25 protein-coding genes are annotated in these 21,899 nt (G+C 58.2%); 20 read left to right on the top strand and 5 right to left on the bottom strand.

From position 1 onward, the window contains the following. Positions 1–486 precede the first annotated feature (486 nt). Together AC1DTQ_RS10010 and AC1DTQ_RS10005 are read right to left on the bottom strand one after the other, a co-directional pair. Complete coding sequence (locus AC1DTQ_RS10010) at positions 487–1,356, bottom strand: pepsin/retropepsin-like aspartic protease family protein (RefSeq protein WP_477849421.1); 870 nt, start codon at positions 1,354–1,356, stop codon at positions 487–489. Positions 1,357–1,555: 199 nt separating this feature from the next. Then, a complete protein-coding gene (locus AC1DTQ_RS10005) occupies positions 1,556–1,888 on the bottom strand; it encodes a phage integrase N-terminal SAM-like domain-containing protein (protein ID WP_477849420.1) in 333 nt (110 codons plus the stop codon). Between the two features lie 598 nt (positions 1,889–2,486). Between AC1DTQ_RS10005 and AC1DTQ_RS10000 the strand changes: the two genes are divergently transcribed. The 15 genes from AC1DTQ_RS10000 (at position 2,487) to AC1DTQ_RS09930 (ending at position 12,894) form a co-directional block, all read left to right on the top strand. Then, positions 2,487–2,921 (top strand): hypothetical protein, encoded by a 435-nt coding sequence (locus tag AC1DTQ_RS10000; protein ID WP_477849419.1) that lies wholly within the window; start codon positions 2,487–2,489, stop codon positions 2,919–2,921. An 879-nt stretch (positions 2,922–3,800) separates the two neighbouring features. Further along, a complete protein-coding gene (locus tag AC1DTQ_RS09995) occupies positions 3,801–4,271 on the top strand; it encodes a hypothetical protein (protein ID WP_477849418.1) in 471 nt (156 codons plus the stop codon). Positions 4,272–4,502: 231 nt separating this feature from the next. Continuing rightward, positions 4,503–5,033, top strand: coding sequence for a dihydrofolate reductase family protein (locus tag AC1DTQ_RS09990; RefSeq protein ID WP_477849417.1), 531 nt, complete (start codon positions 4,503–4,505; stop codon positions 5,031–5,033). Positions 5,034–5,098: 65 nt separating this feature from the next. After that, complete coding sequence (locus tag AC1DTQ_RS09985) at positions 5,099–5,482, top strand: hypothetical protein (RefSeq protein ID WP_477849416.1); 384 nt, start codon at positions 5,099–5,101, stop codon at positions 5,480–5,482. A 126-nt stretch (positions 5,483–5,608) separates the two neighbouring features. Continuing rightward, a complete protein-coding gene (locus AC1DTQ_RS09980; protein WP_477849415.1) occupies positions 5,609–6,139 on the top strand; it encodes a GNAT family N-acetyltransferase in 531 nt (176 codons plus the stop codon). Between the two features lie 109 nt (positions 6,140–6,248). Next, a complete protein-coding gene (locus tag AC1DTQ_RS09975; RefSeq protein ID WP_477849414.1) occupies positions 6,249–6,590 on the top strand; it encodes a hypothetical protein in 342 nt (113 codons plus the stop codon). Between the two features lie 93 nt (positions 6,591–6,683). After that, entirely contained in the window at positions 6,684–7,100 is a 417-nt protein-coding gene (locus tag AC1DTQ_RS09970; RefSeq protein WP_477849413.1) for a hypothetical protein, read from the top strand. A gap of 592 nt (positions 7,101–7,692) precedes the next feature. Beyond that, positions 7,693–7,932 (top strand): hypothetical protein, encoded by a 240-nt coding sequence (locus tag AC1DTQ_RS09965; RefSeq protein WP_477849411.1) that lies wholly within the window; start codon positions 7,693–7,695, stop codon positions 7,930–7,932. A gap of 118 nt (positions 7,933–8,050) precedes the next feature. Continuing rightward, positions 8,051–8,446 carry an NAD(+)--rifampin ADP-ribosyltransferase gene (arr, locus tag AC1DTQ_RS09960; RefSeq protein WP_477849410.1) on the top strand — a complete coding sequence of 132 codons (396 nt, stop codon included), beginning with the start codon at positions 8,051–8,053 and terminating at the stop codon, positions 8,444–8,446. A gap of 145 nt (positions 8,447–8,591) precedes the next feature. Then, positions 8,592–9,068 carry a VOC family protein gene (locus tag AC1DTQ_RS09955; RefSeq protein ID WP_477849409.1) on the top strand — a complete coding sequence of 159 codons (477 nt, stop codon included), beginning with the start codon at positions 8,592–8,594 and terminating at the stop codon, positions 9,066–9,068. Positions 9,069–9,409: 341 nt separating this feature from the next. Continuing rightward, positions 9,410–9,958, top strand: coding sequence for a DUF805 domain-containing protein (locus AC1DTQ_RS09950; RefSeq protein ID WP_477849408.1), 549 nt, complete (start codon positions 9,410–9,412; stop codon positions 9,956–9,958). Between the two features lie 109 nt (positions 9,959–10,067). Beyond that, positions 10,068–10,475, top strand: coding sequence for a hypothetical protein (locus AC1DTQ_RS09945; protein WP_477849407.1), 408 nt, complete (start codon positions 10,068–10,070; stop codon positions 10,473–10,475). Between the two features lie 72 nt (positions 10,476–10,547). Then, the gene (locus AC1DTQ_RS09940; protein ID WP_477849406.1) at positions 10,548–11,015 is read left to right on the top strand and encodes a hypothetical protein; all 468 of its coding nucleotides are present in this window, start codon (positions 10,548–10,550) and stop codon (positions 11,013–11,015) included. Between the two features lie 540 nt (positions 11,016–11,555). Then, the gene (locus tag AC1DTQ_RS09935) at positions 11,556–12,065 is read left to right on the top strand and encodes an HIT family protein (protein ID WP_477849405.1); all 510 of its coding nucleotides are present in this window, start codon (positions 11,556–11,558) and stop codon (positions 12,063–12,065) included. A 97-nt stretch (positions 12,066–12,162) separates the two neighbouring features. Continuing rightward, positions 12,163–12,894, top strand: a complete 732-nt coding sequence (locus tag AC1DTQ_RS09930) for a hypothetical protein (RefSeq protein WP_477849404.1) — start codon at positions 12,163–12,165, stop codon at positions 12,892–12,894. A 307-nt stretch (positions 12,895–13,201) separates the two neighbouring features. On the opposite strand, the gene AC1DTQ_RS09925 is transcribed toward AC1DTQ_RS09930, so the two are convergent. Further along, entirely contained in the window at positions 13,202–16,387 is a 3,186-nt protein-coding gene (locus tag AC1DTQ_RS09925; protein ID WP_477849402.1) for a TonB-dependent receptor, read from the bottom strand. A 27-nt stretch (positions 16,388–16,414) separates the two neighbouring features. Beyond that, entirely contained in the window at positions 16,415–16,624 is a 210-nt protein-coding gene (locus tag AC1DTQ_RS09920; protein ID WP_477849401.1) for a hypothetical protein, read from the bottom strand. 180 nt (positions 16,625–16,804) lie between these two features. Here AC1DTQ_RS09920 and AC1DTQ_RS09915 point away from each other — a divergent pair, with 180 nt between their 5' ends. The 5 genes from AC1DTQ_RS09915 (at position 16,805) to sugE (ending at position 20,612) form a co-directional block, all read left to right on the top strand. Further along, the gene (locus AC1DTQ_RS09915; RefSeq protein ID WP_477849400.1) at positions 16,805–17,833 is read left to right on the top strand and encodes an NADP-dependent oxidoreductase; all 1,029 of its coding nucleotides are present in this window, start codon (positions 16,805–16,807) and stop codon (positions 17,831–17,833) included. Between the two features lie 861 nt (positions 17,834–18,694). After that, positions 18,695–19,348 carry a hypothetical protein gene (locus AC1DTQ_RS09910; RefSeq protein WP_477849399.1) on the top strand — a complete coding sequence of 218 codons (654 nt, stop codon included), beginning with the start codon at positions 18,695–18,697 and terminating at the stop codon, positions 19,346–19,348. 15 nt (positions 19,349–19,363) lie between these two features. Further along, on the top strand, positions 19,364–19,693 hold the full coding sequence (locus AC1DTQ_RS09905; RefSeq protein WP_477849397.1) for a heavy-metal-associated domain-containing protein: 330 nt from the start codon (positions 19,364–19,366) through the stop codon (positions 19,691–19,693). Beyond that, the gene (locus AC1DTQ_RS09900) at positions 19,686–20,084 is read left to right on the top strand and encodes a hypothetical protein (RefSeq protein WP_477849396.1); all 399 of its coding nucleotides are present in this window, start codon (positions 19,686–19,688) and stop codon (positions 20,082–20,084) included. Before AC1DTQ_RS09905 ends, AC1DTQ_RS09900 begins: the two co-directional genes overlap by 8 nt. A gap of 198 nt (positions 20,085–20,282) precedes the next feature. After that, a complete protein-coding gene (sugE, locus tag AC1DTQ_RS09895; protein WP_477849681.1) occupies positions 20,283–20,612 on the top strand; it encodes a quaternary ammonium compound efflux SMR transporter SugE in 330 nt (109 codons plus the stop codon). A 190-nt stretch (positions 20,613–20,802) separates the two neighbouring features. Here sugE and AC1DTQ_RS09890 read toward each other — a convergent pair whose 3' ends face one another. After that, positions 20,803–21,825 (bottom strand): AraC family transcriptional regulator, encoded by a 1,023-nt coding sequence (locus tag AC1DTQ_RS09890; RefSeq protein ID WP_477849394.1) that lies wholly within the window; start codon positions 21,823–21,825, stop codon positions 20,803–20,805. Between the last annotated feature and the right edge of the window lie 74 nt (positions 21,826–21,899).

Genomic DNA, 21,899 nt, shown 5'->3' with positions numbered 1-21,899 from the left:
CTCAAGTCGATTGCGCCCTAACAATTCATTCAAGCCGAACCCGCATCCGTAACGGTGTCGGAGTCACTTGCAGGAAAACAAGAATATTCGCAATTCGCGAATAGCGAATACGGGGATTGCCAACGAAGTGCGGCTAAAGAGAATGTCGCAATGAACCTGCACAAGAGCATCACTTCGAGCGAGAAATCTGCCAGCCAGCTACGAATCGGGCAAGGCCGTCGTCATGATCTGCGCGCTGCGCCACGAGGCGCGGATCCGGCGAGAGATAGAGGAGAGGAGGGCAAAGAGGAGGAGATAGAGAGTGCCCCGGCCCAGCTTCACCGCTTGCTCAAGGCGGCGCCCTATGGTCCTTAGCTGAGCGGCATCCGTCGCCGGTGCTAGGGCGTGCTGCCGGGGCGGGCATAGAGTGTAGGTAGAGCCCAGCCGCCGACATCGGCCGATACCGCTTTGCGGTGTAGGAATAATCTGAATCCCGATGCAGGGCGATCATCGGTCCAAGCGGAACGTTCGCGCCCGATAGTCCAGCACAAGCTTGTAACGGCTCAGGACATCTCGTCCAAGCGCCGCATCGAAGGAGACGGTCTCTGTCCCAAAGCTGGCGTACACCACTAGGGGATTCGACTGCTCCACGCCCGCGACCGAAAAACTCGGCGCGGTGCCTAGCTTCACTGCCTGCCGCCCGGAGGCGCCGACGCCTTCGATCGCCTGGGCCTGCCCCAGTTGCTCGGACAAACCTAAGCTTTCGGCGGCGGCGGGCACGATGAGCAACCCATAAGCGCCACCCGTGTCGATCAGCGCCCTTGCCGAGCGCGTCCCGATCTTAATGTCGACGACGGGAAGATGCGCCACCAGGTCGACCGCTATCCCACTCTGTCGCGGCCCCGAGTCCAGTTGCACGCGCTGATTGGGGTAGTCGATGGTTAGCACCTTGCCGGCTAGTACGGCGTAACCCAGGACCCCGGCGACCGGCTGCCCATCGGGACCTTGAACCGGCGCCAGCGTGTAGGCGCGGCAGGCGACGCGCCTCAGGGACAGCGCGCCAATTTGCAGCGCAACTTTTGTTTTGAACGCCTCCTGCCGTCTTTCGCCAAATCCGCCAACGCCCGCGGGATCGGAGGTCAGCCGCAAGCCCCGCCGCCTAGCCTCCGAAACATCGAGCGAGCAGCCCTCATCCCCGGTGTCCAGCAACATCCAGACGGACGCCCCACCTTCGAGCGAAACTTGCAGATAGACCAAGCCCTCTTTGAACGCCGCCGGCAGGACTTGCACCTGGTCCGAGTTCCGAGCGGCCGCGAGCGCGCCCACGGAAAGGAAGGCGCCGGATAGGACCATGGCCCCCATCACGGCTTGGCGCATCCTCTTGAATAGCGAAAAGTCCCATAACCGCACCATCCGACCTCCAACGCCTGGCTCGCCGATTTCGGACTAAGGCTGCCGCGCCTATCCCCGAAGCAAATCACTCCAGATCCTAGCTCAATGAGCCGGTTCACACAGCCTGGACTGTGGATTCAACCTGTTTCAGGTGCTACCCGTGGGCCCAGTTACATGTCCAAGGTCAGCATCTCCCGATACAAGAACAGCAGGGCGGCCAGCGCCTGGTTCTGGGTACTGGGGGCGACTCGATGCCAATGGACAGATCGCTCAGGAAGTACTCGATTTCCGTACCGCCTAATTCGCATGGGTACCTGCGGCCGTTGATCTGGATATAGCGGCGAATCCAATACAGATAGATCGGTTCCGTTCGCAAACGGTAGTGCTTCACTCGCAATCCGCGCCGAACTTCATCGAACAGCCTGGACCTTGGCCGAGCAGATCCTGGATTGCTTATGACCGCGGCATCTTCCGCAGTAGACGTTAGACGGCCTCCGTACCGGTAAACATCCGCCATGTTGCATGCACGGTTAACCCGCGATACCGCCGTAACCTCTTGTGTAGCGAAGAAAAACTCGATTGACGGGCCTCCCAGGCCGCACCCACAATCCGCGCTACGCCCCACTTTGGGGTCTAATCGTAGTTAGCGCTCATGAAGTGCATCCTGCTCCTTCTCAGCACCCTCCTTCTCACTTCATGCTGGCTTTGTCAGGATGACACGTTTATTGAACTACCCTCACCCAATGGGAAGTACATAGCGAAAGCTGGGAAGTACGGGTGCACTACCAATACCGGCTTTTATGGCCAGGTATCTGTATTTGCGTCCGGCCCGCCCCCAGATCTAAATACGGCTGATTGTGGTGATGCAGGAACATCAATTGCCTCAGCTAGGTTTGACAATGATCAATCAGTCTCACTGGAATGGGCATCAGATAGCGAACTGATTGTTCGCGTGCATGGAGCAAACCATGGAATGAAGATCACGCAAGAGAGCTCATGCATTAATGACAAGAGCGTCAGAATTCTGGTCGAGCAATGAGCGCTAACAATTCATTCAAGCCGAACCCGCTTCGCGGGTCGGCTTAATTCAGGCGTTAGCCGCCACAGGGGAAATCATGGAAACCCAAAATCCGTACTCAGCGCCGACCGCTCATGTCGCAGATCCCGCTCCGGAAATTCCAGAGGATGTTCGCAAGAAGATTAAGAGCGCTTGGGTCGCGGCAGCCATTTCTGGCTCTATCACCCTTGTAGTCACAGTTTTTGCGATGTCGGGAGCCGACATACTCGGATTCTCCGCCTGGGAGCTTATCGACGTTGGGCTGATCTTTGGCTTGGCCTTTGGCATCTACAAAAAAAGCCGCGCCTGCGCGGTAGTGATGCTCACCTACTTTGTCATCTCCAAGATCTTCCTCATGATCGAGGCAGGTAAGCCCTCCGGCGTTATCCTGTCGATCGTCTTTATCTACTACTTCTGGCAAGGCGTTTCCGGAACCTTCGCCTACCATAAGCTTAAGAATCAAAATTCAGTGTTGGCCGCGGGTGGCGGCTAACAATTCATTCAAGCCGAATCCGCTTCGCGGATCGGCTTAACTCAGGCGTTAGCGCCCATGAAAGACCATTGCCGGCTTCTACTCATAACCCTCGCGAGCGTGTACAGCTCAGCCGCATTCGCTCAATCGTCTCCGGATACCGTGCCGGCGTCCTTGCCTTTGTCTGATCAGGCTTTCGCCACTACCGTGCTAAACATCGCAGTTGCTGGACGACCGCTGAGCCAAGTGATCCGGGAATTTGAAGCCAACGGATTCACATGTATAGCCTCTTCGTCAGAAAAACTGTCAAATTCTGATCGCACCGTATTCTACGAGAGGCATAACTGTGGCGCAGCGATTCCGACGTTGCATGGCTGCGCTCGCAACGCAACGCTCGGGGCATTTGACGGCATACTCAAGCACATTCAAATCAGTCTCGAGCATCCCGCTGGCTCGGAAGACGTCGGCGTCGCTTGTGGGCGCTAATAATTCATTCAAGCCGAAGCCGCTTCGCGGTTCGGCTTAACTCAGGCGTTAGGCCAAATCTGGACGTTAAAGTAGAGAGCCCATGGAAATCCCAGCTATTGCTCAACGTAAGTACCCGGCGCGCTTCCTGCTCGCATTTTCCACAGCGTCTCTTCTAGTACTGTGCGCGAGTATTGCCGTAGGTGGTCGCGGCCAAGACCTCTTGGGGCTTGTTGCCGGTACCATCGCCATCCTAATAATCTCTCTCCCAGCAGCCGGCATTTCAGCGTATTTTTTGCGCCGAGACTTGGCGGTTGTATTGCTTGCGCAAGCACTCACAATCGTGGGTATGGCGGCCCTTCAGTTCCGGGCCTAACAATTCATTCAAGCCGAACCCGCTTCGCAGGTCGGCTGTGTCAGGCGTTAGACCTACCAATGTCCATACCAACTGTTGCCGAATTGATACTCGCGTTTGACTTGAAGCGTCAGAGCGATATCGCCCTTTCCGAAAATCGCATCTATGGGCAAAACTCGATTGAAACGCTCTTGCCCAGATTGATTTTGGCGTTTCCGCAGATCAAGAGCTGGCAGGGTCGCAACGCGATCTTGTTTGAAATGACTCGATATGCCAGGACGCACCACGATGTTGTTGGACTCGCATTATCCGCAGCTCATGACTCAGCCTATATGGTACGCATGCAGGCATGCGGGATTATGGCTTATTCACTCGACAAGGCGGCAATTCCTACTCTACAAGAGCTATTGCAGCACCGGAATGCAAAGACTCGGGAGGATGCCGCGGCGGCAATAGACGCAATAGAACACAATAACCATCACTATTGGATAGATCGAGATCATTCTGGCGGATACTGGATTGTCAATCCAAGTGATCAGCCCGCGGTCTAACAATTCATTCAAGCCGAACCCGCTTCGCGGGTCGGCTGTGTCATGCGTTAGGCCTCGCACGCGGCCACCCGGAAACTGCGAGCGCTTGTTCTTTGTTCTGGCCCGCAGGAGTTGTCGATTTGAGCTTCCTTCATTCGTCGACTCCAAGGAAGCCAAAGTAGGCTCCCCTCGACGACTCGAGGTCCGCACAACTCATATTGGAGCCGCGCCATGGGCAGACTAAAACTACAAATGCAGATTACCGTCGACGGTTTTGACGCAAACGGCCCAAACGACGATCTGGCATGGGATGAAATCAGGGACTATTCCCGCGATCTATTCGATAACGCGGATACGATTGTTATCGGCAGAAAGACTGCGACCGACTTCATTCCTTACTGGGATACGGCAGCTACCCAACCTGACGGCTCATGGTATGAAGTTGCCAAACGGATCGCTGAGGCGAGGAAAATCGTTTTTTCAAGAACGCTTGACAAACCAGAATGGAATAACGCCTCTGTTGAAAGAGGAGATGTCGTAAAGGCAATAGAAAGGCTAAAAGCCACGAACAAAAAAGACATCATTGTTTATGGAGGCGTTTCGTTCGTCGCTTCCTTGATCAAGGAGAAGCTAATCGATGAGTTTCATTTGTTCGTTAACCCTATCGCTCTTGGAAAAGGCAAATCAATATTCAGCGGGCTCGCGGACTCGCAACGATTCAAACTCGTAAAATCGACCGCCTACAACAGCGGCCTTGTGCTGCTTAATTACGAACTCAAATGAGGCCTAGCAATTCATTCAAGCCGAAGCCGCTTCGCGGCTCGGCTTAACTTAGGCGTTAGATGCCCATGTCGCAGTCTCACAGGCTGGTAGTAAAGGTTTTCTCATTCCTTATGGGCGCTTGTCTTTTGCTGCTTGGCCTGACTTGGATTGTCATCGCGGCATCGGGTGCAATGAGGGCTGGGCAAGCAGCAGGCTATGTAGCGGGTGCTAGCTTTATGCTGGCAGCATCACCGTTGCTTTCTTACCCATTCTCCGTTGGATTGGCCAAAGCTCTGGGCGTGCTCGTTATGTTTGTTCTTGCATCGGGCATGTTGTGGCTTGCCTTCCGGCCTGAGCTGCCTGTCGAGCGCCCGGAGCTTGCTCAAGTAGCGGCCATTGCATTCGGCGTCCTCCTGCTTGCGCGAGTTGGTTTAGCGTTGCGCCGTAAGTACTCGCGGCTAGGCACCTAACAATTCATTCAAGCCGAACCCGTATCAGGGCGGCGCCTGAGCGCACGTCTTCGGCTATATTCGCACCCAGTCGCCGCCCCGCTGCGGGTCGGCTTAATTCGTTAGGCCGCTAGATAAGGTCCTCGCATGCCAGAGCTCCGTCCTGCTGAGCACGCCGACATTCCCCGTCTTCACTCCCTTATCGCACTATCCGGGCGGGTGCTGAGCGCCGATTACTATTCCCCACCGCAAGCAGAGGCGATAACCCGCTACGTCTTTGGCGTCGATACTCAGCTAATTGATGACAGGACGTACTTCGTCATTGAGCACGGCAAAGACATTGTCGCCTGTGGCGGCTGGAGCAAACGACGCACACTTTTTGGCGGAGATCAGACAAAGAGTGGCCCCGACCCATTGCTTGACTCATCCAGAGAATCAGCGCGCATCCGTGCGTTTTTTGTTACCCCGTCCATGGCTCGCCGCGGCCTTGGCCGTCAACTCATGGACGCATGCATCGCTGCGTCAAAACAGGAAGGGTTTAACTCGCTCGAGTTGGTCGCCACTTCTCCCGGCGAGCCGCTCTATCTTGCTGCCGGCTTCTCGATCCTAGAACGTTTTAACCTGAATCTTCCTGGCAATATAGAGGTGCCCGTATGTCGCATGAGGATGGCAATATGAAATTGGTTGCGCCGTCAGACGGGCCGCGGCCTAACAAATCATTCAAGCCGAAGCCGCTTCGCGGCTCGGCTGTTTCAGGCGTTAGGCCTCTATATACACTGGACGTGCGATGAAAGCTCTGGGGCTGTTTCTGATTCTTTTCGCTACCCCCGCTTCTGTGATGGCACAAGATTACTTGTCCCAGACGGAATCACCTCATGCGCAAGCGATCCGCTTGGTCACCCAAGTTCGGGCTGATGAGATTAAAGGAGTGGATGACAATCCGGATTGGTGGCATGACACAAAGGAGCGAGTTTGGTCGGTCAAGCGACCATTCGCTCCAGGAATGATCGATAGCACGCATTACTTCGTGGTCAGCTACACGATTGATGGTCGTGTGGTCGGGACATGGTCAGTCAATACTCGTACAGGCCAAGTTGCTGGCCCGGGCGAGCCGCTCAAGATTGAGTAACCAGGCCTAACAATTCACTAAAGCCGGAGCCGCTTCGCGGGTCGGCTGTGTCAGGCGTTAGGCGGCGCACCCATTTACTAGGTAAGTCGAAGTATGAAGATCGGTGAGCTCACATCCTTTGGCCACAATATTGCTGACTCGCTGGCAAGCGGAATTTGTTTCATGGTCGGCCTCTACGCGATAGACATCCATGACGAGGCGTCTGCCTCGCCAGAAGGGTACATCGTTGTGGATTTCATGACTGGCTCATCGTCTGGAAGCTCAGTATCCGAAGATCTCAGGCACGCGATCAAACGCTATTCCGAGCTACTTCCGGAGCTCGCAAAAAAACATAATCTGGACATTCAAAATATTAAAACCCTATCGGCTCGCTTCGGTACCGATAAGGTTTTTGGCCGACATTTTTCGGTTACGGTTGAATCTTCAGATGGACGGCGGTCCACTGACCAATATGCGGGCGCTCCTGGCAAGCGCTTCAGTAGACCGCGTCGTGGCACTCGCGCCGCCTAACAATTCATTCAAGCCGAACCCGCATCAGGGCGGGGCCTAAGTGCACGCCTTCGGCTATATTCGCACCCAGTCGCTGCCCGCTGCGGGTCGGCTTAATTCAGGAGTTAGGCCCCAATGGAAAGATCTGCCTCTTGGCCAGTGTCACTCGCAGCTATCGGTAGTACTCTCGCAACCGTTGCTACATTGCTTCAGTACATCCAAGCCCATCGTGCCGGTCAGCCTAGCGGCTATCTGCCAATGTTGTTTGGCGCACTTGCTGTCGGCCTGTTGGTGACAGGGTGCAGTTACTTCGCCAAGCCGCGGGCTGCGCGCTCCGGTTTGGCCGCTGCCCTCTTGGGAATTCTCGTGTCGACGGCTTTCTTTGGCGTTCTTTTCGTTACACTCATTTGGGGCTTTGGCAGCTAGTGTTGGGGCCTAACCATTCGTTCAAGCCGAACCCGCTTCGCGGGTCGGTTGTGTCAGGCGTCAGGCCCTATGATCATTTCTTTTGAAGGTCCAACATTCTTTGCCCCAGCGGGCACGGGCCCTAACAATTCACAAGCCGAACCCGCTTCGCGGGTCGGTTTAGTTCGGGCGTTAGGCATCTAGAAGCATGGCCGCCAAAAAAGATAACTTCTCCGACTGGTGTAAGTTCCTATTTGGTGGATTCCTTCTGGGATCTGGCGCGGACTCGCTTTACCAATTCATTGTTTTTGGTCAATCCAGCTATGGCCCTTCGTCGCGATTTCCGTTTGGACTGACTGGAGAGTCTGCCGCGTTGGTCTATGTCATTTATGTCGTTGGCGGTGCGCTGATTTGTTTTTCTGGTGCAAAAGGTCTGGTTGCCAAGTGATCGGCACGATGCCTAACAATTCATTCAAACCGAACCCGCTTCGCGGGTCGGCTGTGTCAGGCGTTAGGTGTGCTCGAGAGATCGGCGCTCCTGCCAGTGCTTGTTATGGAGAATGCTGATGGGAGTTCTCGACACTGGGCCATTCTTCCATGGCACAAGAGCCGACCTGAAAATTGGTGATTTGCTGACTGCAGGCTTCAGATCGAACTACAGAGAAACGGTAGTGATGAACCACATCTATTTCACAGCATTGCCAAAAGGCGCCGGTCTTGCTGCGGAAATTGCGAAAGGGGATGGCCCTCCGCGAGTCTATGTCGTCGAGCCAACCGGGGAATTTGAAAATGACCCAAACGTCACCGACAAAAAATTCCCGGGTAATCCAACGCGCTCATATCGGAGCAAGCTACCCGTGAAGATCATCGGCGAGCTCAAAAGCTGGGAACTCTACGATCGGGAGTTCGTCCGACAACTCAGGGAAGCTATCGAAACAGGCACAGGTGAAATCATCAACTGACAAGCCAGAAGATCCAGGCGGACACCTAACAATTCGTTCAAGCCGAGACCGCTTCGCGGCCCCGGCAGACTCTTGTATTCTCAGCCTCTGCCGCGGCCGCAAATCGGTCTGGCTTAACTCAGGCGTTAGACGCCAGGGAGACCTCATGACAGTCAAGCGTATGGACAACGTCGGCATCGTGGTGGAAGACCTCGATACCGCCATTGAGTTCTTCTCCGAACTCGGCCTTACCCTTGAAGGCCGCATGCCGATCGAAGGCGAATGGGCGGGCCGCGTCACCGGAGTGCGCGGCCAGCGCGTCGAGATCGCCATGATGTGCACCCCCGACGGCCACAGCCGCCTTGAGCTCTCGCGCTTCGACGCCCCGGCGATCGCGTCCGATCACCGCACAGCCCCCGTGAACTCATTGGGATACCTGCGCGTTATGTTCGCCGTCGAGGACATCGACGACACCCTCACCCGGCTCAGCAAGCTAGGCGCGACAGTGGTCGACGAAGTCGTCAACTACGAAAACATCTACCGGATCTGCTACCTCCGGGGCCCCGAAGGAATTCTCATCGGACTCGCCCAACAGCTCGGGCGGCAGACTTCGCGAGAGAATCCGATGGAAGGTACGCGTTGAGAACTCAGGGGTTGGCTTCCGATAATCCATTCAAGCCGAAACAGCCTCGCGGTTCGGCTGTGGCTGACGCTAGACCGCTCATCCGCAGAGACCGGACCCCATAGACCGACCATAATGTGCACCTCGACGAGGCTGATCCGGCTTGACCAGTCCAATCCCGCCTTCCGACTAGGAGCGGCCGTTCGAGGAGGCGGCCCTAGGTCGTTCGGAGGCAGTGGAAGTCCGCCCGACAGCGCGTCGTCGGATTCGTGTCCTGCCCGTGTCGGGGTCGTGTCGTCACGGAGGGCAGGCGTGCGGCAGGATCATGACGGGAACCCGCCAGCTAATTCCGAGGAGCATCCATGCACATCAACAGCGCCCGACTTCGAGAGCTGCGCGCCGCTCGTCAATGGTCGCAGGAGCAATTAGCCAATCTGAGTGGCTTAAACCTGCGCACCATCCAGCGCCTCGAATCAGGCGCGAAAATCTCGACAGAGTCCTTGCGGGCGCTGGCCGCTGTCTTTGAGGTGCCGGCCGAGAGTCTGCTGGTGGGCGATCCGGCACCCAGCCAGCCGGCTCTTAAGGCAATGCGCGAAGGAGTCCTGCGTGGCTTGGAATTCACAGGCATCACCCCGCGTGCTGATTTCTGGTGGTTCGCGCTCGCGGTGGCCATGGTGCTGGCCTTCGCCCAGCTGTTCGCCGAGTCGGTCGGTCCACTGCCGCTGCAAATCGCTTCGTTGCTGGTGCTACTGCCGTGGATAGCGGCCTGCACGCGGCGCCTGCGCGACGCTGGTTTTAACCCTTGGTGGCAACTCATCAGCCTGGCGCCGGTAGGCGGCATCCTAGTGCTGCTCTATCTGCTCACCTATCCGACCAAAACAAAGGAGCCGGTCGAGGCAACCCCGGGGTGAGGCCGCCACAACCATGCACTCGGCGATCCAAAATTCATTCAAGCCGAGCCCGCTCCGCGGCTCGGCTGTGTCAGGTGTTAGGCTGCAGGAATCGAGTACGGAGTTCGTTATGGAAAAGGTCCCACCCGCTCAAGACCCCTCGGCAATCAGTCTGGATACAGCTGTTGGGCTGTCTTTCGACTACCTAAAGCAGCTTGGAACAATTGCCATGACCGCGGCTGGCGGACTTATCGCACTTGCTCAGTTCGTAGATGGCGACAAGAAGTTCTTCATAAAGATCATGATTGCCACAAGTCTCATGTTTATATCTGCGCTACTTTCCTTTTTGTCCCAATTCTCACTTGTGCAGCGAGTCAGGCAGGCTCATGACCTTCTGCGCCACAGCGAGAAAGAGCCCCACCCCCACGAGAAGGTGAAGAAAGTAGAAAGCCTCTTTGAGGGCGTGGCCCTTTGGCTCCTATCCATTAGCATGGGCATTGCGGTGCATGCCTTGTTTGTTGTCGGCGCGCCAGCCTAACAATTCGTTTGAGCCGGCCCCGCTTTGCGACGCGGCTTAACTCAGGCGTTAGGGCTTACCCAAGGATTCCTTATGAACTTCAAGAAAAGCGCTCTTCTTGCGTCGCTACTCACGACCGCACTGGTGTCCTCCAGCGCCTACGCCGGCGTATACGCTGACAGCCTCGGAAAGTGCTTGGTCAGCTCATCCACAAATACTGATAAGCAGCAGCTAGTGGAATGGATTTTTTCTGCAATCTCGCTCAACCCAGCAATTAGTCCCTACACCAACATACCGTCAGAGAAGCGCGGCGAGATTGACGAGAACATGGCCGCGCTATTCGAGAAGCTAGTGGGCGAATCATGTAAGACAGAAGCGGCAGATGCGCTCAAATACGAGGGTGCCAGTGCTTTCAACTCAGCCTTTCAACTGCTTGGCCAAGTCGCTGGACAACAGATTTTCGCCTCGCCTGAAGTTGCAAAAGGTGCGGAGAGCTTCTACAGCAAGATCGATTTTAGTGGGCTGCAGAAGAAGCTTGGCATCGTTCCAAGTAAGCCCTAATAATTCATGCAAGCCGAACCCGCTTCGCCGGTCGGCTGTGTCAGGCGTTAAGCGCGTCAGCAAGTATTCCGGGATCCATTTATGAAAATACTTCGCTCGGTCGGCGCAGTCGTTTGCGGGTATTTGCTCTTCGCTTTTTCAGCATTTGCATTCTTCCAAATCTCAGGACAGGCGCCGCACCAAGATGCATCGCCCGCCGTCATGTTCGGCAGTATTGCCATAGCTACTATCGCCGCATTCCTCGGTGGGTATGCCGCTGCCTGGCTGGCGGGTCGGCGGCCTTTGGCGCATGGTGTTGCCGTTGCATTGGTACTGGCCCTGGGTGCCACAGCGTCCTTGGTGAGTACACTTGGCCACGGGGCCATCTGGTCGCAGGTGGCTGCTTTGGTGCTTATGGCTCCAAGTGCAGTTCTTGGGGGTTGGGTGCGTGCAAGACAGCTGGGACGCGCCTAACCATTCATTCAAGCCGAACCCGCTTCGCCGGTCGGCTGTGTCAGACGTTAGGCCGCTTGGGCAAACTAGCTTAATCGGAGAGGGAAAATGATTGAACTTCCTATAAGAGATCCGTGCGACCTTTGTGTAGCAGGTCGCGAAGAAAGATGGAAGATCATCGACGAAAGCGAACATACATTGACCGTGATCAATCCCTTGCAATTCGAAGTTGGTCAATGCTGCGTGATCACACGCCGGCATGTCGCGACGCTGCTCGATCTTTCTGACCAAGAGTGCGGGGCTATATTGGCCTCGGCCAAGAGAGTCGCAGAGGCGCTCGTCAAGACCTATCGGCCCCTCGGAATACTTACGTTCCAAAACAACGGAGTCTATAGCGGACAGGAAACACCGCACTTCCATTTCCATGTTGTGCCCCGGCAGAAGGGCAGTGATTGGGGTATAGGTCCGCCTCAACTCGCGACATTCGATGGCGCCGGACGCAAAAGGGGGGCCTCACATGATCCAAGCGGGGATGCACTACGTCGAGAGCGAGTTCAAGTTTCTGCCAAGCAACTTACTGAAACCGTGGACCTAATTCGTTCGAATCTGCCGGAGTAGCTAAGTTGTTGTAGTGTTCCGGCTCAGGCGTTGGGCTCCATGAAGAGTCCTATGCTTGCCGACACTGGCGTTAGATTCTGGACTGGCAGGAGTAGCGATGAGCGAAGCAATTCTGTACGCGATTGATGCGCCGCAAGTGAAGAACGCGGATGCGGCCGTGCATTTCGTCGAAAAGTGGCAAGACAACAAGGATGCGCCGACCGCGCGCATCGCGACCCTCTTCGTGCGCCTGTTGCAGACTTGGCCGAAGGATGGATCGAAGGGTGTTGTCTGGCATGAAGACTTTGACCACAATCGGCCCGCGGGATCGATGCTTGAGATGACATTCGAACTCAGCGAGTTCGACGCCGAGCGACTGCAACATCTGCGCGCGATCGCCAAGCATCACGGCGTGCATATCTTCGATCCGGAAGGCCATGTGCTGTATCTCGCCGATGGCAGCGAAGCCGGCGTTCCGGCGATGGCCGCCCCTGAGCACGGCGCCCCGATTCAATGCAGATCCGGCCTGCGCTTCGACGGCGTCTACGAATCGAGTATGGAGAAAAGCTGGAGCTACCTGTGCTTCACCGCCGATGGCAAGATCTTCTGGCAAAGCATCGGGGGACGCTTCCCGGCGCGTGCAGTGATGGACACCTTTATCGCCGGCGATAGTTTCGTCGTCAAAGGCGATTACAAACCCGGCGCGAATGCGTTCAGCGCGCGACTCAAAGCCGCGTTCGGCGCGTTCAAGATGGACGGCGCCTTGAAGTACGATGGTCTGCACGTCCATTCCGAACGCACCAACGGCAAATACCCGTACGACGCGGTGTACACGTTCTTGCCGCTGTAGAAGCTAGCAAGAAAGGGGGCAGAGAACATATGCGTTTTCGATCGCATATGTTCTCTAACTCCTTCTTCGTTGCGGACGACTCGATCCAGCGCTTTCATAGACGAATCTATTGCGCGGCGCGTCGACCGAATAACAATCGTTAGTAATGATCTAGTAACGTTCCCCACGGTTCCGCACCGATGCACAGACTGCGTATGTTGTGGATTCGCGGCTTCCGGAAACGGACTGCCGCCCAGGGGCGGCAGTCCAATTGCTTGACGCGCATGGCATTGCGTCGGTCGCGTCAGTTTCCTGCGGCGGTGCTCACTCAGTAGTCGTAGGTGACAGACAGGCGCGCATAACGCGGCGTCTGGTACGCGACCGGCTGGTTCCACAGCGGGTTCCCCGTTAGGTCCGGCAACTGCGAGAACGGATAGATGTTGGTCGCAGTGTCCTCGTTGGTGATGTTGAACACGTTTAGGTTGAAGGCGAGCTTGCCCTTGGCGAAACCCGGCTTGTAGGTCACGCCGAGGTCGATCTGGTTCACCCAGCCCAGGCGGCCTTGCGAACCTGGGGGCGAAGGTTCGAGGGTCCTGGTCGCCGGGTCGTAGCAGTAGTGATACGGGCCGCCAGTGATTGCGCTGCCGCCATAACCGGCCGGGTCGCTGCCCGTGAACTCGGTACCGCCGTATGAGCCCAGGCAGTTCTTCGGTGCGCCGGAAATCATGCTCAAGTTGCCGGAAACGCCCCACTCCCCGGTCAACTGGTAGTACCCATACAGCTTGAACTGATGGCGGTGGTCGTTGGACTGGTCGCCATTGAAGTGCTCCATCAGCGCCGCGTGGTCCCAACTCTGCGTGGTCGAAACCGACGCCTGACCCTGGTAGCTGCCCAGCGCGCCGCCGGTGCGCCACAGATCCGAACGCAACTGGCCTTCGGTAGTGCCGTAGCTGTGCGACCACACGTAGTTGAGCTTGGCGTACCACTTGCTGTCGAACGGACGTTCCAAGTTGAATTCGACCGCCGAATAATTGCGCTTGAATTCCGGGAACCCGGCCGCTTCGCGGGTCACTAGTACTTCGTGGAACTGGCCGTCCGTACCAATCACGCCCCAGACGTTGTCCTGGCCGGGGTTGACCAGCGCCGCGCCGGAAACCCTTGAGAAGTCGATCGTCACCCCTTGCGCGGCGGCGGCCTCGATCAGCGCCTCGTTCGACACGTCGTAGTTCTGGTCGTCGATGCCGGCATTCAGGCGGCGATGTGTGCCGCGCACACCCAGCACCCAACCGCTTTCCAGTTCCTTGGTGAAGCCGAGGATGATTTCATTCTGGTTTTCGCCCTCAATGTCCCGGGCCACAGCGGTACGCACGTCCGCGATGCGGCCGAAGCGTGAGTTGGCTGACACTGCGGACCCCAATTGCTGGGAAATGATCGGCGTGCCGTCGGCACTAATGCCGCTGTAGGTGTAGTAGGTGCTGGTACTGATCGCGGGGGTGAACAGGCCCACTGGCGACAGCGGCAGGCCGAGGTAGTAACGGCCGATGTTGCCGAATACCTTCAGGCTGGAATCGCCGTTCACGTCCCAGCTGAAGCCGATGCGCGGCGCCCACGCGTCGTCTACGTCGATGTAAGCCTCACCGGACGGTGTGTAGTTGGTGAATTCGTCCTTGCGTAGGCCCAGGCTAAGCAGCAGGTTGTCGGTGACCTGCCACTTGTCCTCGATGTAGTACGCCTTCTGCTTGGCCTCGTAGGAATACAGGCTGGTGTCGATGTTCCTGACGACGTAGTAGCCCGACGCGCCATAGGTCGGATCCACCAGGGCCGGGCTGGGCGCGCCTATGCCGCCATCTTCGTTCGCGGCCTGACTGATCAGACCACCGGTCAACAGGCCATACGGGTCGGCGGTCCGTCCGTAGGCCCACGAATAGCCGGGGCCGGAACGGACCGAGCCGATGTTGATGCCTTCGGATTTCTGGTTGTCGATGCCGAAGCTGAGGGTGTGGTCGCCGATGCGCCACTCGAGGTTCAGGCGGGTATTGGTCTTCTTGTATTCCCGGTCGGGGTCGGTGATCGAAGTGATCAACTGCGTGCCCTGGATCGGGGTGGGCGCGTAGGCCGGGTTCTGCAGAGCGGCGTCGGTGATGACAGGGCCGTTGGCCGCGTCATAGCCGAACGGTGTCACCTTGTCCGGCGTGGATTGCTCGCCGTATAACGCGGTTACGGTGAGGTCATCGCCGAAGTGACCGGTGTACTTGGCCGAGTAAAGTGTCGGCCCGGCTTCCTGCGTCGATTCATCGGTCCGATAGGCCAGGCGCTCGCGGTTGAGGTAGTCGTACCGGTAGATCTCGCCCCCGGTTTCATACTCATCGCTGGCGCCAGTGACTTCGAGCAGGTGATCGTCGGTGATGTACCAGTCCAGCTTGGCGTACCAGCGCTGCTGCGTGTATTCGTAGTCCGTCCAGCCGCCGGTCGCGCCATTGCCCGAGTCGCGGTTGGAAAGAATGCGCACGCCATCGGAATCCGCTTGCTCGGCGGCCAGGAAGAAGAACAGCCTGTCCTGTACGATCGGGCCGCCGACGTAGGCGCTATAGGTGGTCGTGCTGGATTCCTGCTCGCTCTGCGGCAGATAGAGGCCGTTGGCGGCCCTGGCGTAGTTGTAGGCCGTGTTGTTGGTGCTGGAGGTCAGGCTGTCAGGGCGCCAATACAGATCCTTCTGCTTGGCCTTCAGGCTATCCGGCTCCCAGATCACCGCTGCGCCGAAGTGCCATTCGTTGCTGCCGCGCTTGCCGACTTGGTTGATGACGCCGCCGTTGGAACGTCCGTATTGCGCACCGTAGCCGCCGGTGAAGATTTCCTGCTGGTCGATGGCGCCGTACGGCAGGGTCAGGCCGCCGAGGCTATTCGCCGCCGTGGTGGTGTTGAAACCGTTGAGGTAGTACGCGTTTTCCGATGCCGCCGAACCACCGAAGCTTGGCAGCGATCCACCCAGTGGACCGTTGTCGAAGCCGCCGGAATTGTTGACTACGCCGGGGGCCAGCAGGGCGATGGCTTCCGCAGTGCGGCCTAGCGGCAGTTGCGCCAACTGCTCCGAAGTGATGACGGTGCGGGTATCGATCTGCGTTACGTCGATGGGAGCGACGCGAGTCCCTACCACGCTCACCACGCCAAGGGTCTGCATGCCGCCGGCGAACGAGACATCGGTGCTGGCGCCGACGGTGATACCGATGTTCTCGCGAGTCTCGAGCACCGCCTCGCCCTGCTTGACGGTCACCTTATAGGTACCCAGCGGCAGATTGCCGATGGCATAACGACCGCGATCGTCGACCGCCACTTCGCGGCTTAAACCGCTGTTGTTTTCGATCAGGACGGTCTTGCCGGCAGCATCAGCGACGCTGCCGGAAATACCGCCGGTGGTGGATTGCGCGAATGCCGAGCCGCCGGCCAGAACTAAGGCCAAGGCAAGGACGGATTTGGACAAGCGTACTTTTGCAATACGACGTGGATTCTTCTTCATGTTGCCGGCTCCTGGGTGGGGGGGAAGCTACTGCGGGGCGCTGTTACACGCCGCCGATTCGCCGACCCCCTTCCTGGCCGGTTTTCTGCGATTTTTAAACTTGTCGACTGAGAACAGCCCCGAATCAAATATAAATTTATCGTAAGGCTGTTGTAATAAATATACGAGCCGCTCCCATAATGCAATGCCATAAGCGATCACTCCGTTCTGACTGCTGTCGGCGAGATCGGCCGGCATACTGCTCCGGTGCTGGGGCGACCGACACTTCCTTTTGTCCACCACTTCCCGCGAGCGCCCAATGCGGAAAACGTATTCGACTGTCGCTGCGATGCTGTTCGCTGCGTCCTCGGCAACCCGGTCGCGACCCTTGCTTGAAGCAGTCCCGCCGTCGCGGCGCCCATATAGGCATCTTGTCTAGTGAACGATCTCGTCAATACCCGCATCGTCCTGGCCTCACGCCCCAACGGCGAACCCGAGGCTGCCAACTTCCGTCTTGAGCGTGTGCTGGCGCCGACGCCAGGCCCCGGCCAGCTGCTGGTGCGCAACCATTACTTGTCGCTGGATCCGTATATGCGCGGTCGCATGGACGAAGGACGTTCGTACGCAGCGCCAGTGGCGATCGGCGATGTCATGGAGGGACGTACTGTTTCCGAGGTGCTGGTCTCCAATCATCTCAGCGCCGCCGTCGGCGACTTCGTGCAGACCACCGGCGGCTGGCAGACCTTCGCCATAGTTGAAGGCGATACGCTGACTCGCAAGCTAGAGGAGAGTGGGCTACCGCTTAGCACCGCGCTGGGCGTGTACGGCATGCCCGGCTTTACGGCCTATGCTGGCCTGCATGAGATCGGCAAGCCGCAACCCGGTGAAACCTTGGTGGTCGCCGCCGCCAGTGGTCCGGTCGGAGCCACGGTCGGCCAGATTGCCAAGATGCAGGGCGCCCGCACGGTTGGTATCGCCGGCGGTGAGGATAAGCGCAAGTATCTGGAAAGCATCGGTTTCGACATCGCGCTCGATCATCGTTCCGAGGGCTTTGCCGAACAGTTGCATGCGGCGGTTCCGAACGGAATCGACGTGTACTTCGAGAACGTCGGCGGCAAGGTATTCGATGCGGTGGTTCCATTGCTCAATGATTTCGCGCGCATCCCGGTATGCGGCACCATCGCTACCTACAACGCCCGCGGCCAAATCTTGCCGGGGCCGGATCGTCTGCCCGGTTTCCTCAGCCAGGTTCTGCGTCAGCGCCTGACCGTACGCGGTTTCATCCAGCGCGACTTCATCCACCTGTTTCCCCAGTTCCTCAACGAGATGGGTCAGTGGCTCAAGGAAGGCCGCATCCACTATCGCGAAGACATCATCGAAGGACTGGAGAACGCGCCCGAAGCGTTCTTCGGTCTGCTTAAAGGTCGCAACTTCGGCAAGCTGGTGGTGAAGCTGATTGCAGGGTAGGGCGACAGCCTGCGCAAGATGCTGTCGGCGCGCTTCGACCGTACCGCAACCAAGGTAGCCAGCGCTCCGGAGCAACAGATCTGAGCGCGCCCTCATTGATCCGTAAGCGAACAAGGGCCCGCATGTCGGGGCCTTGTTCATTCCAGGTGCTGTCGACAAATCCACGCCTATGGAGAAAGAGCTCGGCGCTCGAGAAAAATGGTCGTTTTTGGCTACGGTGGAGTGGTGGGTATCGCCTTCGGCTCAACCCATCCTACTGGCTTCCTGAGTAGCCCTGCGCCCCCGCCTCGTACGCCCGGCCCGCCTGCACGAACGCAGATTTCGATATGCATCACCGAATGGCCAAGCACCGCGCCTCTGGCTGCGCCCAAATGAAAATTTGAGGGTTACAATCAGCGCATGCGGTACTCCCCATTCCTTCGTCAGTCCGTGCTCCTGCTGCTTGTTGCGGCTTTTCTGCTGCCAGGTGGCAATTGGCCGTTCCGAGAGACTGGACGGCATGAGGCCCCTGCGGCGGAAGCTATGGCGATGGGCGGGATGCCCTGCGACGAAGCCATGGGGATGAAGATGTCCCCGCCGGAGCCTGATCACGGCGACCCTTGCGACAAAGGTTGCTGTCCGCAGTCATCTTGCGATTTCTCCGCTTGCCTGGCGACGGGCGTTCTTCCTGGGCTTGCCTGGATGCCAACCGCGTTGCCAGCCGCTTCGCTCGTGTTTTCTTGGCATACGGCCGAACCGCCTGTACGCCCGCTAGAAACCGCGCTCCGACCTCCCATCGCCTGATGATCCCCGTTCGACCCCAATAGGCCCGCTTTGGCGGGCCCTGTGTCGCCTCGCGCGACATTCGATGGAGATCAGGAAATGAAATTCAAACTAGGCTGGGCAGCTTGCATGCTGCTTGGCAGTCTGCCGTTATCGGCGGCAGCAAAACCGATCGCGTTCGCGAAAGGCACGACGGTCATGGCCGAGTACGGCGCCGGGACCATGAACGAGGCGCAACTGTTCTACGCACCGAAGTACTGGTATTCCGTAGGGGGTGGCTGGCTCGAGCTGAAAAGCGAGGGCGGGCAGAAGCAGCGACACATCACCTATGTGCGCGGAAACCTCCTTGCCAAAAGATGGAACCTGCCGGGCGCACAAGCGAACATTTTCGTCTGGGGCGGTGTGGGCCGTGCGACGGGCAACGACTTCGAGGGTAGTACCTTGTCGCGCAATGTCGGCTTTCAAGCCGACTACGAAACCCGGCGCCTCTACAGCTCGCTGCGCTCGGATCTGCAGGAGAGCGATGAATTCTCGCATCGCATCGACACCGTGCAACTCGGATGGTCCCCTTACGCACACGACTACGACACGCTGGCTACCTGGATCGTGGTGCAGGGGCGTCAGTACACGGGCGATTTGTACGAGGGCACCGAAACCGCGGTGCTGGTTCGTCTGTTCAAGGGCCGCACCTGGGTCGAGTTCGGCGCCACCACCGACGGCAAACTCCAAGCCATGGCCATGGTCAACTTCTAAACACAGGACACTCCAATGAAACTGATGAATACAATCGTTTTCTCGCTACTGCTCGGCTTTTCTTCGTTGGTTTCCGCCAAGACCATCGAAATGGATGTTAATGGATTGGTTTGCGCTTTCTGCGCGCAAGGCATCCAGAAGACCTTAAAGGCGTTCCCTGCCACTGAAGCGGTCTATGTGAGCCTCGAGAATCGGATCGTCGCCGTCAAGCTCAAGGAAGGCAGCGATATCGACGATGCGACGCTGCGCAAGGCGATAACCGATTCGGGATACACAGTGGTGGCCATTCGACGCACCAATACTTCGCTCGACGACATCCGCAAACGGGCGGCCCACCATGAATGAACTTCATTCGGCCAATGCACCGCTTCGCCGCAATGTAGGGGTGACCTTCCTGGCACTGGTCGCAAGTAGCGGAACCTTGATCTGCTGCGTGCTACCTGCCGTCATGGTCGCCCTGGGCGCCGGAGCCGCGTTGGCGGGCCTGGTCACCGCGGTTCCACAATTGATATGGCTTTCGGAGCATAAGGCAGGTGTATTCGGGCTGGCTTTTGCGATGCTTGCTCTGTCCGGTGGGCTTTTGCTGCGCGCACGATCGCTTCCGTGTCCGGCGGATCCCATGCTGGCCCATACCTGCGCGAGGCTGCGACGTATAAGCATGGTGCTGTGGTTATTCGCTTTGCTGTGCACCGTAATCGGATCTGTTTTTGCCTTCCTTTTACCCGCGGTGGCATGATGTTTTGGGAGGCGGTTTACCAACCGCCTTCCTCATCCATGTAGGGCTCATAGTGCCTGCCCCGTACTTGATACGGGGGCGGGCTCAAGCCCGCCGAATGCGGCAATAGCGATTACATTCGATGGGCCGGGGTCCGCCCCATGCACTAATCATCCGAAGAACCGAGAGGCCACAATGCCTACAACCTTCTCACCGAACTTGGCTTGGATACTCCTCGTGGTTGCGGGCTTGCTCGAGATCGTTTGGGCGGTAAGCATGAAAGCCTCGCAGGGCTTCACCAAACTCCACTTCGCTGTAATCACGCTGATTGCGGCGGCGCTCAGTTTTTGGCTTCTCGGGCTGGCGATGCGGCAGCTTCCAGCTGGAACAGCCTATGCGGTTTGGACCGGCATAGGGGTAGTCGGAGTGGCAATACTCGGCATCGTGCTCTTCGGCGAGTCGCTGTCCTTCGTGCGCATCGGATGCATCGCGCTCATCGTTATCGGCATCGCTGGCCTCAAGTTCCTAGGTGCAGAAAATGCGGCCTAACAATTCACTCAAACCGAACCCGCTTCGCGGGTCGGCTATGTCAGGCGCGCCCTGATTGGTCCGTGAGCAAACAAGGCCCCGCAAGTCGGGGCCTTGTTTCATTCCATAGGCTATCGGCGAATCGCTTTCGACCGCGGATTCAACGGTTCGATGAGCCTGGTTCGGACAGCGATGATCTCCGTCCTGGCGCTCAATCCGCGAGGCGAGACTTGTTCCGGTGCTGCACCTGTTCGCTACGCACCGCGCTGGGCGGTTGGCCGACGACGCGCTTGAAAGCTCGACTGAACGAAGCCTCGGAGTCGTAGCCCAGCCGATGGGCCGCGACCGTGATGCGCATGCCTTCCTGTGCGATCCAACGGCGGGCCTGAAACATCTTCACCTTGGCGACGTATTTGGCGGGACTCTCGCCGACGGTGCGGGTAAACGCATCGGCGAAGGTCGAGCGCGAAGCGCCCATCAGCTCGGCCAACACCGGCACGCTCCAGTCGCGCTCCGGCTCGGCATGGATGGCGGCCATGACCTTGCCGATCCGCGGACATTGCACGGCCGCGATCCAGCCGGTCGAGTCGCTGCAACCGCACTCCACCCACGCACGGATGATGCTGGCGGCCAGCACGTCCGCCAGTCGCGCCAGGATGCCGCAAGCGCCGATCCGGTCCAGCGACACCTCGCGCTCCATCGCCTCCAGCAGACCGGGCACGGTCGGATCGCGCTTGACCAGCGCGCCGGCGTGCATCACCTCCGGCATCATCGCCAGCAGCGGGTGCAGCGGATCCAGGTTGAAGCGCATGGACCCGCAGAACATGACGCTGGACGGCGCCGCGTCGCTGCCGGTGGCCTCGCCCCGCACCAGGTAGATGTTTTCGGAGATCGGCACGTGGGCCAGCCGATCGATGTCTACGCTCGGCACCTCGGGTGCGCTGGCCAGGACATGGAAGCTGCCGTGCGGCAACAACACTGCGTCTCCGGATTCCAACCGCATCCACTCCGAGGACGCCGTGCGCAGCCAGCAACCTCCCTGAGCGACGAAGTGGAAACGGGCTTCACGACTGGCGGGAAAAGCGACTGCCCACGGCGCCTGCATCAGGCAGCGACCGTATTCGACGCCCTCCAGCCGCAGCCCCAGCAGCACTTGGGTGAGCATGTCGTGCGCGCCTGGCGAGGTGGGGCCGGGACTGGGTAGGAGCGCGGGCTCGGAGGAATTGACAAGCATTTCGGTATTTACGGCATGGAAACACCGACAGGATAACGCCAAACTGCCAGCCCGGTTCAACCAAGCGATCCCAC

Source organism: Pseudoxanthomonas sp. P4_B2 (assembly GCF_056402315.1).
Note: the sequence above shows the minus strand (reverse complement) of the source record. Positions and strands in the feature narration are given on the sequence as shown.

Excerpts from the sequence above, each read along its gene's own strand:
- AC1DTQ_RS10010 (WP_477849421.1), bottom strand. The coding sequence starts at position 1,356 with ATGCGCCAAGCCGTGATGGGGGCCATGGTCCTATCCGGCGCCTTCCTT.
- AC1DTQ_RS10005 (WP_477849420.1), bottom strand. The coding sequence starts at position 1,888 with ATGGCGGATGTTTACCGGTACGGAGGCCGTCTAACGTCTACTGCGGAA.
- AC1DTQ_RS10000 (WP_477849419.1), top strand. The coding sequence starts at position 2,487 with ATGGAAACCCAAAATCCGTACTCAGCGCCGACCGCTCATGTCGCAGAT.
- AC1DTQ_RS09995 (WP_477849418.1), top strand. The coding sequence starts at position 3,801 with ATGTCCATACCAACTGTTGCCGAATTGATACTCGCGTTTGACTTGAAG.
- AC1DTQ_RS09990 (WP_477849417.1), top strand. The coding sequence starts at position 4,503 with ATGCAGATTACCGTCGACGGTTTTGACGCAAACGGCCCAAACGACGAT.
- AC1DTQ_RS09985 (WP_477849416.1), top strand. The coding sequence starts at position 5,099 with ATGTCGCAGTCTCACAGGCTGGTAGTAAAGGTTTTCTCATTCCTTATG.
- AC1DTQ_RS09980 (WP_477849415.1), top strand. The coding sequence starts at position 5,609 with ATGCCAGAGCTCCGTCCTGCTGAGCACGCCGACATTCCCCGTCTTCAC.
- AC1DTQ_RS09975 (WP_477849414.1), top strand. The coding sequence starts at position 6,249 with ATGAAAGCTCTGGGGCTGTTTCTGATTCTTTTCGCTACCCCCGCTTCT.
- AC1DTQ_RS09970 (WP_477849413.1), top strand. The coding sequence starts at position 6,684 with ATGAAGATCGGTGAGCTCACATCCTTTGGCCACAATATTGCTGACTCG.
- AC1DTQ_RS09965 (WP_477849411.1), top strand. The coding sequence starts at position 7,693 with ATGGCCGCCAAAAAAGATAACTTCTCCGACTGGTGTAAGTTCCTATTT.
- arr (WP_477849410.1), top strand. The coding sequence starts at position 8,051 with ATGGGAGTTCTCGACACTGGGCCATTCTTCCATGGCACAAGAGCCGAC.
- AC1DTQ_RS09955 (WP_477849409.1), top strand. The coding sequence starts at position 8,592 with ATGACAGTCAAGCGTATGGACAACGTCGGCATCGTGGTGGAAGACCTC.
- AC1DTQ_RS09950 (WP_477849408.1), top strand. The coding sequence starts at position 9,410 with ATGCACATCAACAGCGCCCGACTTCGAGAGCTGCGCGCCGCTCGTCAA.
- AC1DTQ_RS09945 (WP_477849407.1), top strand. The coding sequence starts at position 10,068 with ATGGAAAAGGTCCCACCCGCTCAAGACCCCTCGGCAATCAGTCTGGAT.
- AC1DTQ_RS09940 (WP_477849406.1), top strand. The coding sequence starts at position 10,548 with ATGAACTTCAAGAAAAGCGCTCTTCTTGCGTCGCTACTCACGACCGCA.
- AC1DTQ_RS09935 (WP_477849405.1), top strand. The coding sequence starts at position 11,556 with ATGATTGAACTTCCTATAAGAGATCCGTGCGACCTTTGTGTAGCAGGT.
- AC1DTQ_RS09930 (WP_477849404.1), top strand. The coding sequence starts at position 12,163 with ATGAGCGAAGCAATTCTGTACGCGATTGATGCGCCGCAAGTGAAGAAC.
- AC1DTQ_RS09925 (WP_477849402.1), bottom strand. The coding sequence starts at position 16,387 with ATGAAGAAGAATCCACGTCGTATTGCAAAAGTACGCTTGTCCAAATCC.
- AC1DTQ_RS09920 (WP_477849401.1), bottom strand. The coding sequence starts at position 16,624 with ATGCCGGCCGATCTCGCCGACAGCAGTCAGAACGGAGTGATCGCTTAT.
- AC1DTQ_RS09910 (WP_477849399.1), top strand. The coding sequence starts at position 18,695 with ATGAAATTCAAACTAGGCTGGGCAGCTTGCATGCTGCTTGGCAGTCTG.
- AC1DTQ_RS09905 (WP_477849397.1), top strand. The coding sequence starts at position 19,364 with ATGAAACTGATGAATACAATCGTTTTCTCGCTACTGCTCGGCTTTTCT.
- AC1DTQ_RS09900 (WP_477849396.1), top strand. The coding sequence starts at position 19,686 with ATGAATGAACTTCATTCGGCCAATGCACCGCTTCGCCGCAATGTAGGG.
- AC1DTQ_RS09890 (WP_477849394.1), bottom strand. The coding sequence starts at position 21,825 with ATGCTTGTCAATTCCTCCGAGCCCGCGCTCCTACCCAGTCCCGGCCCC.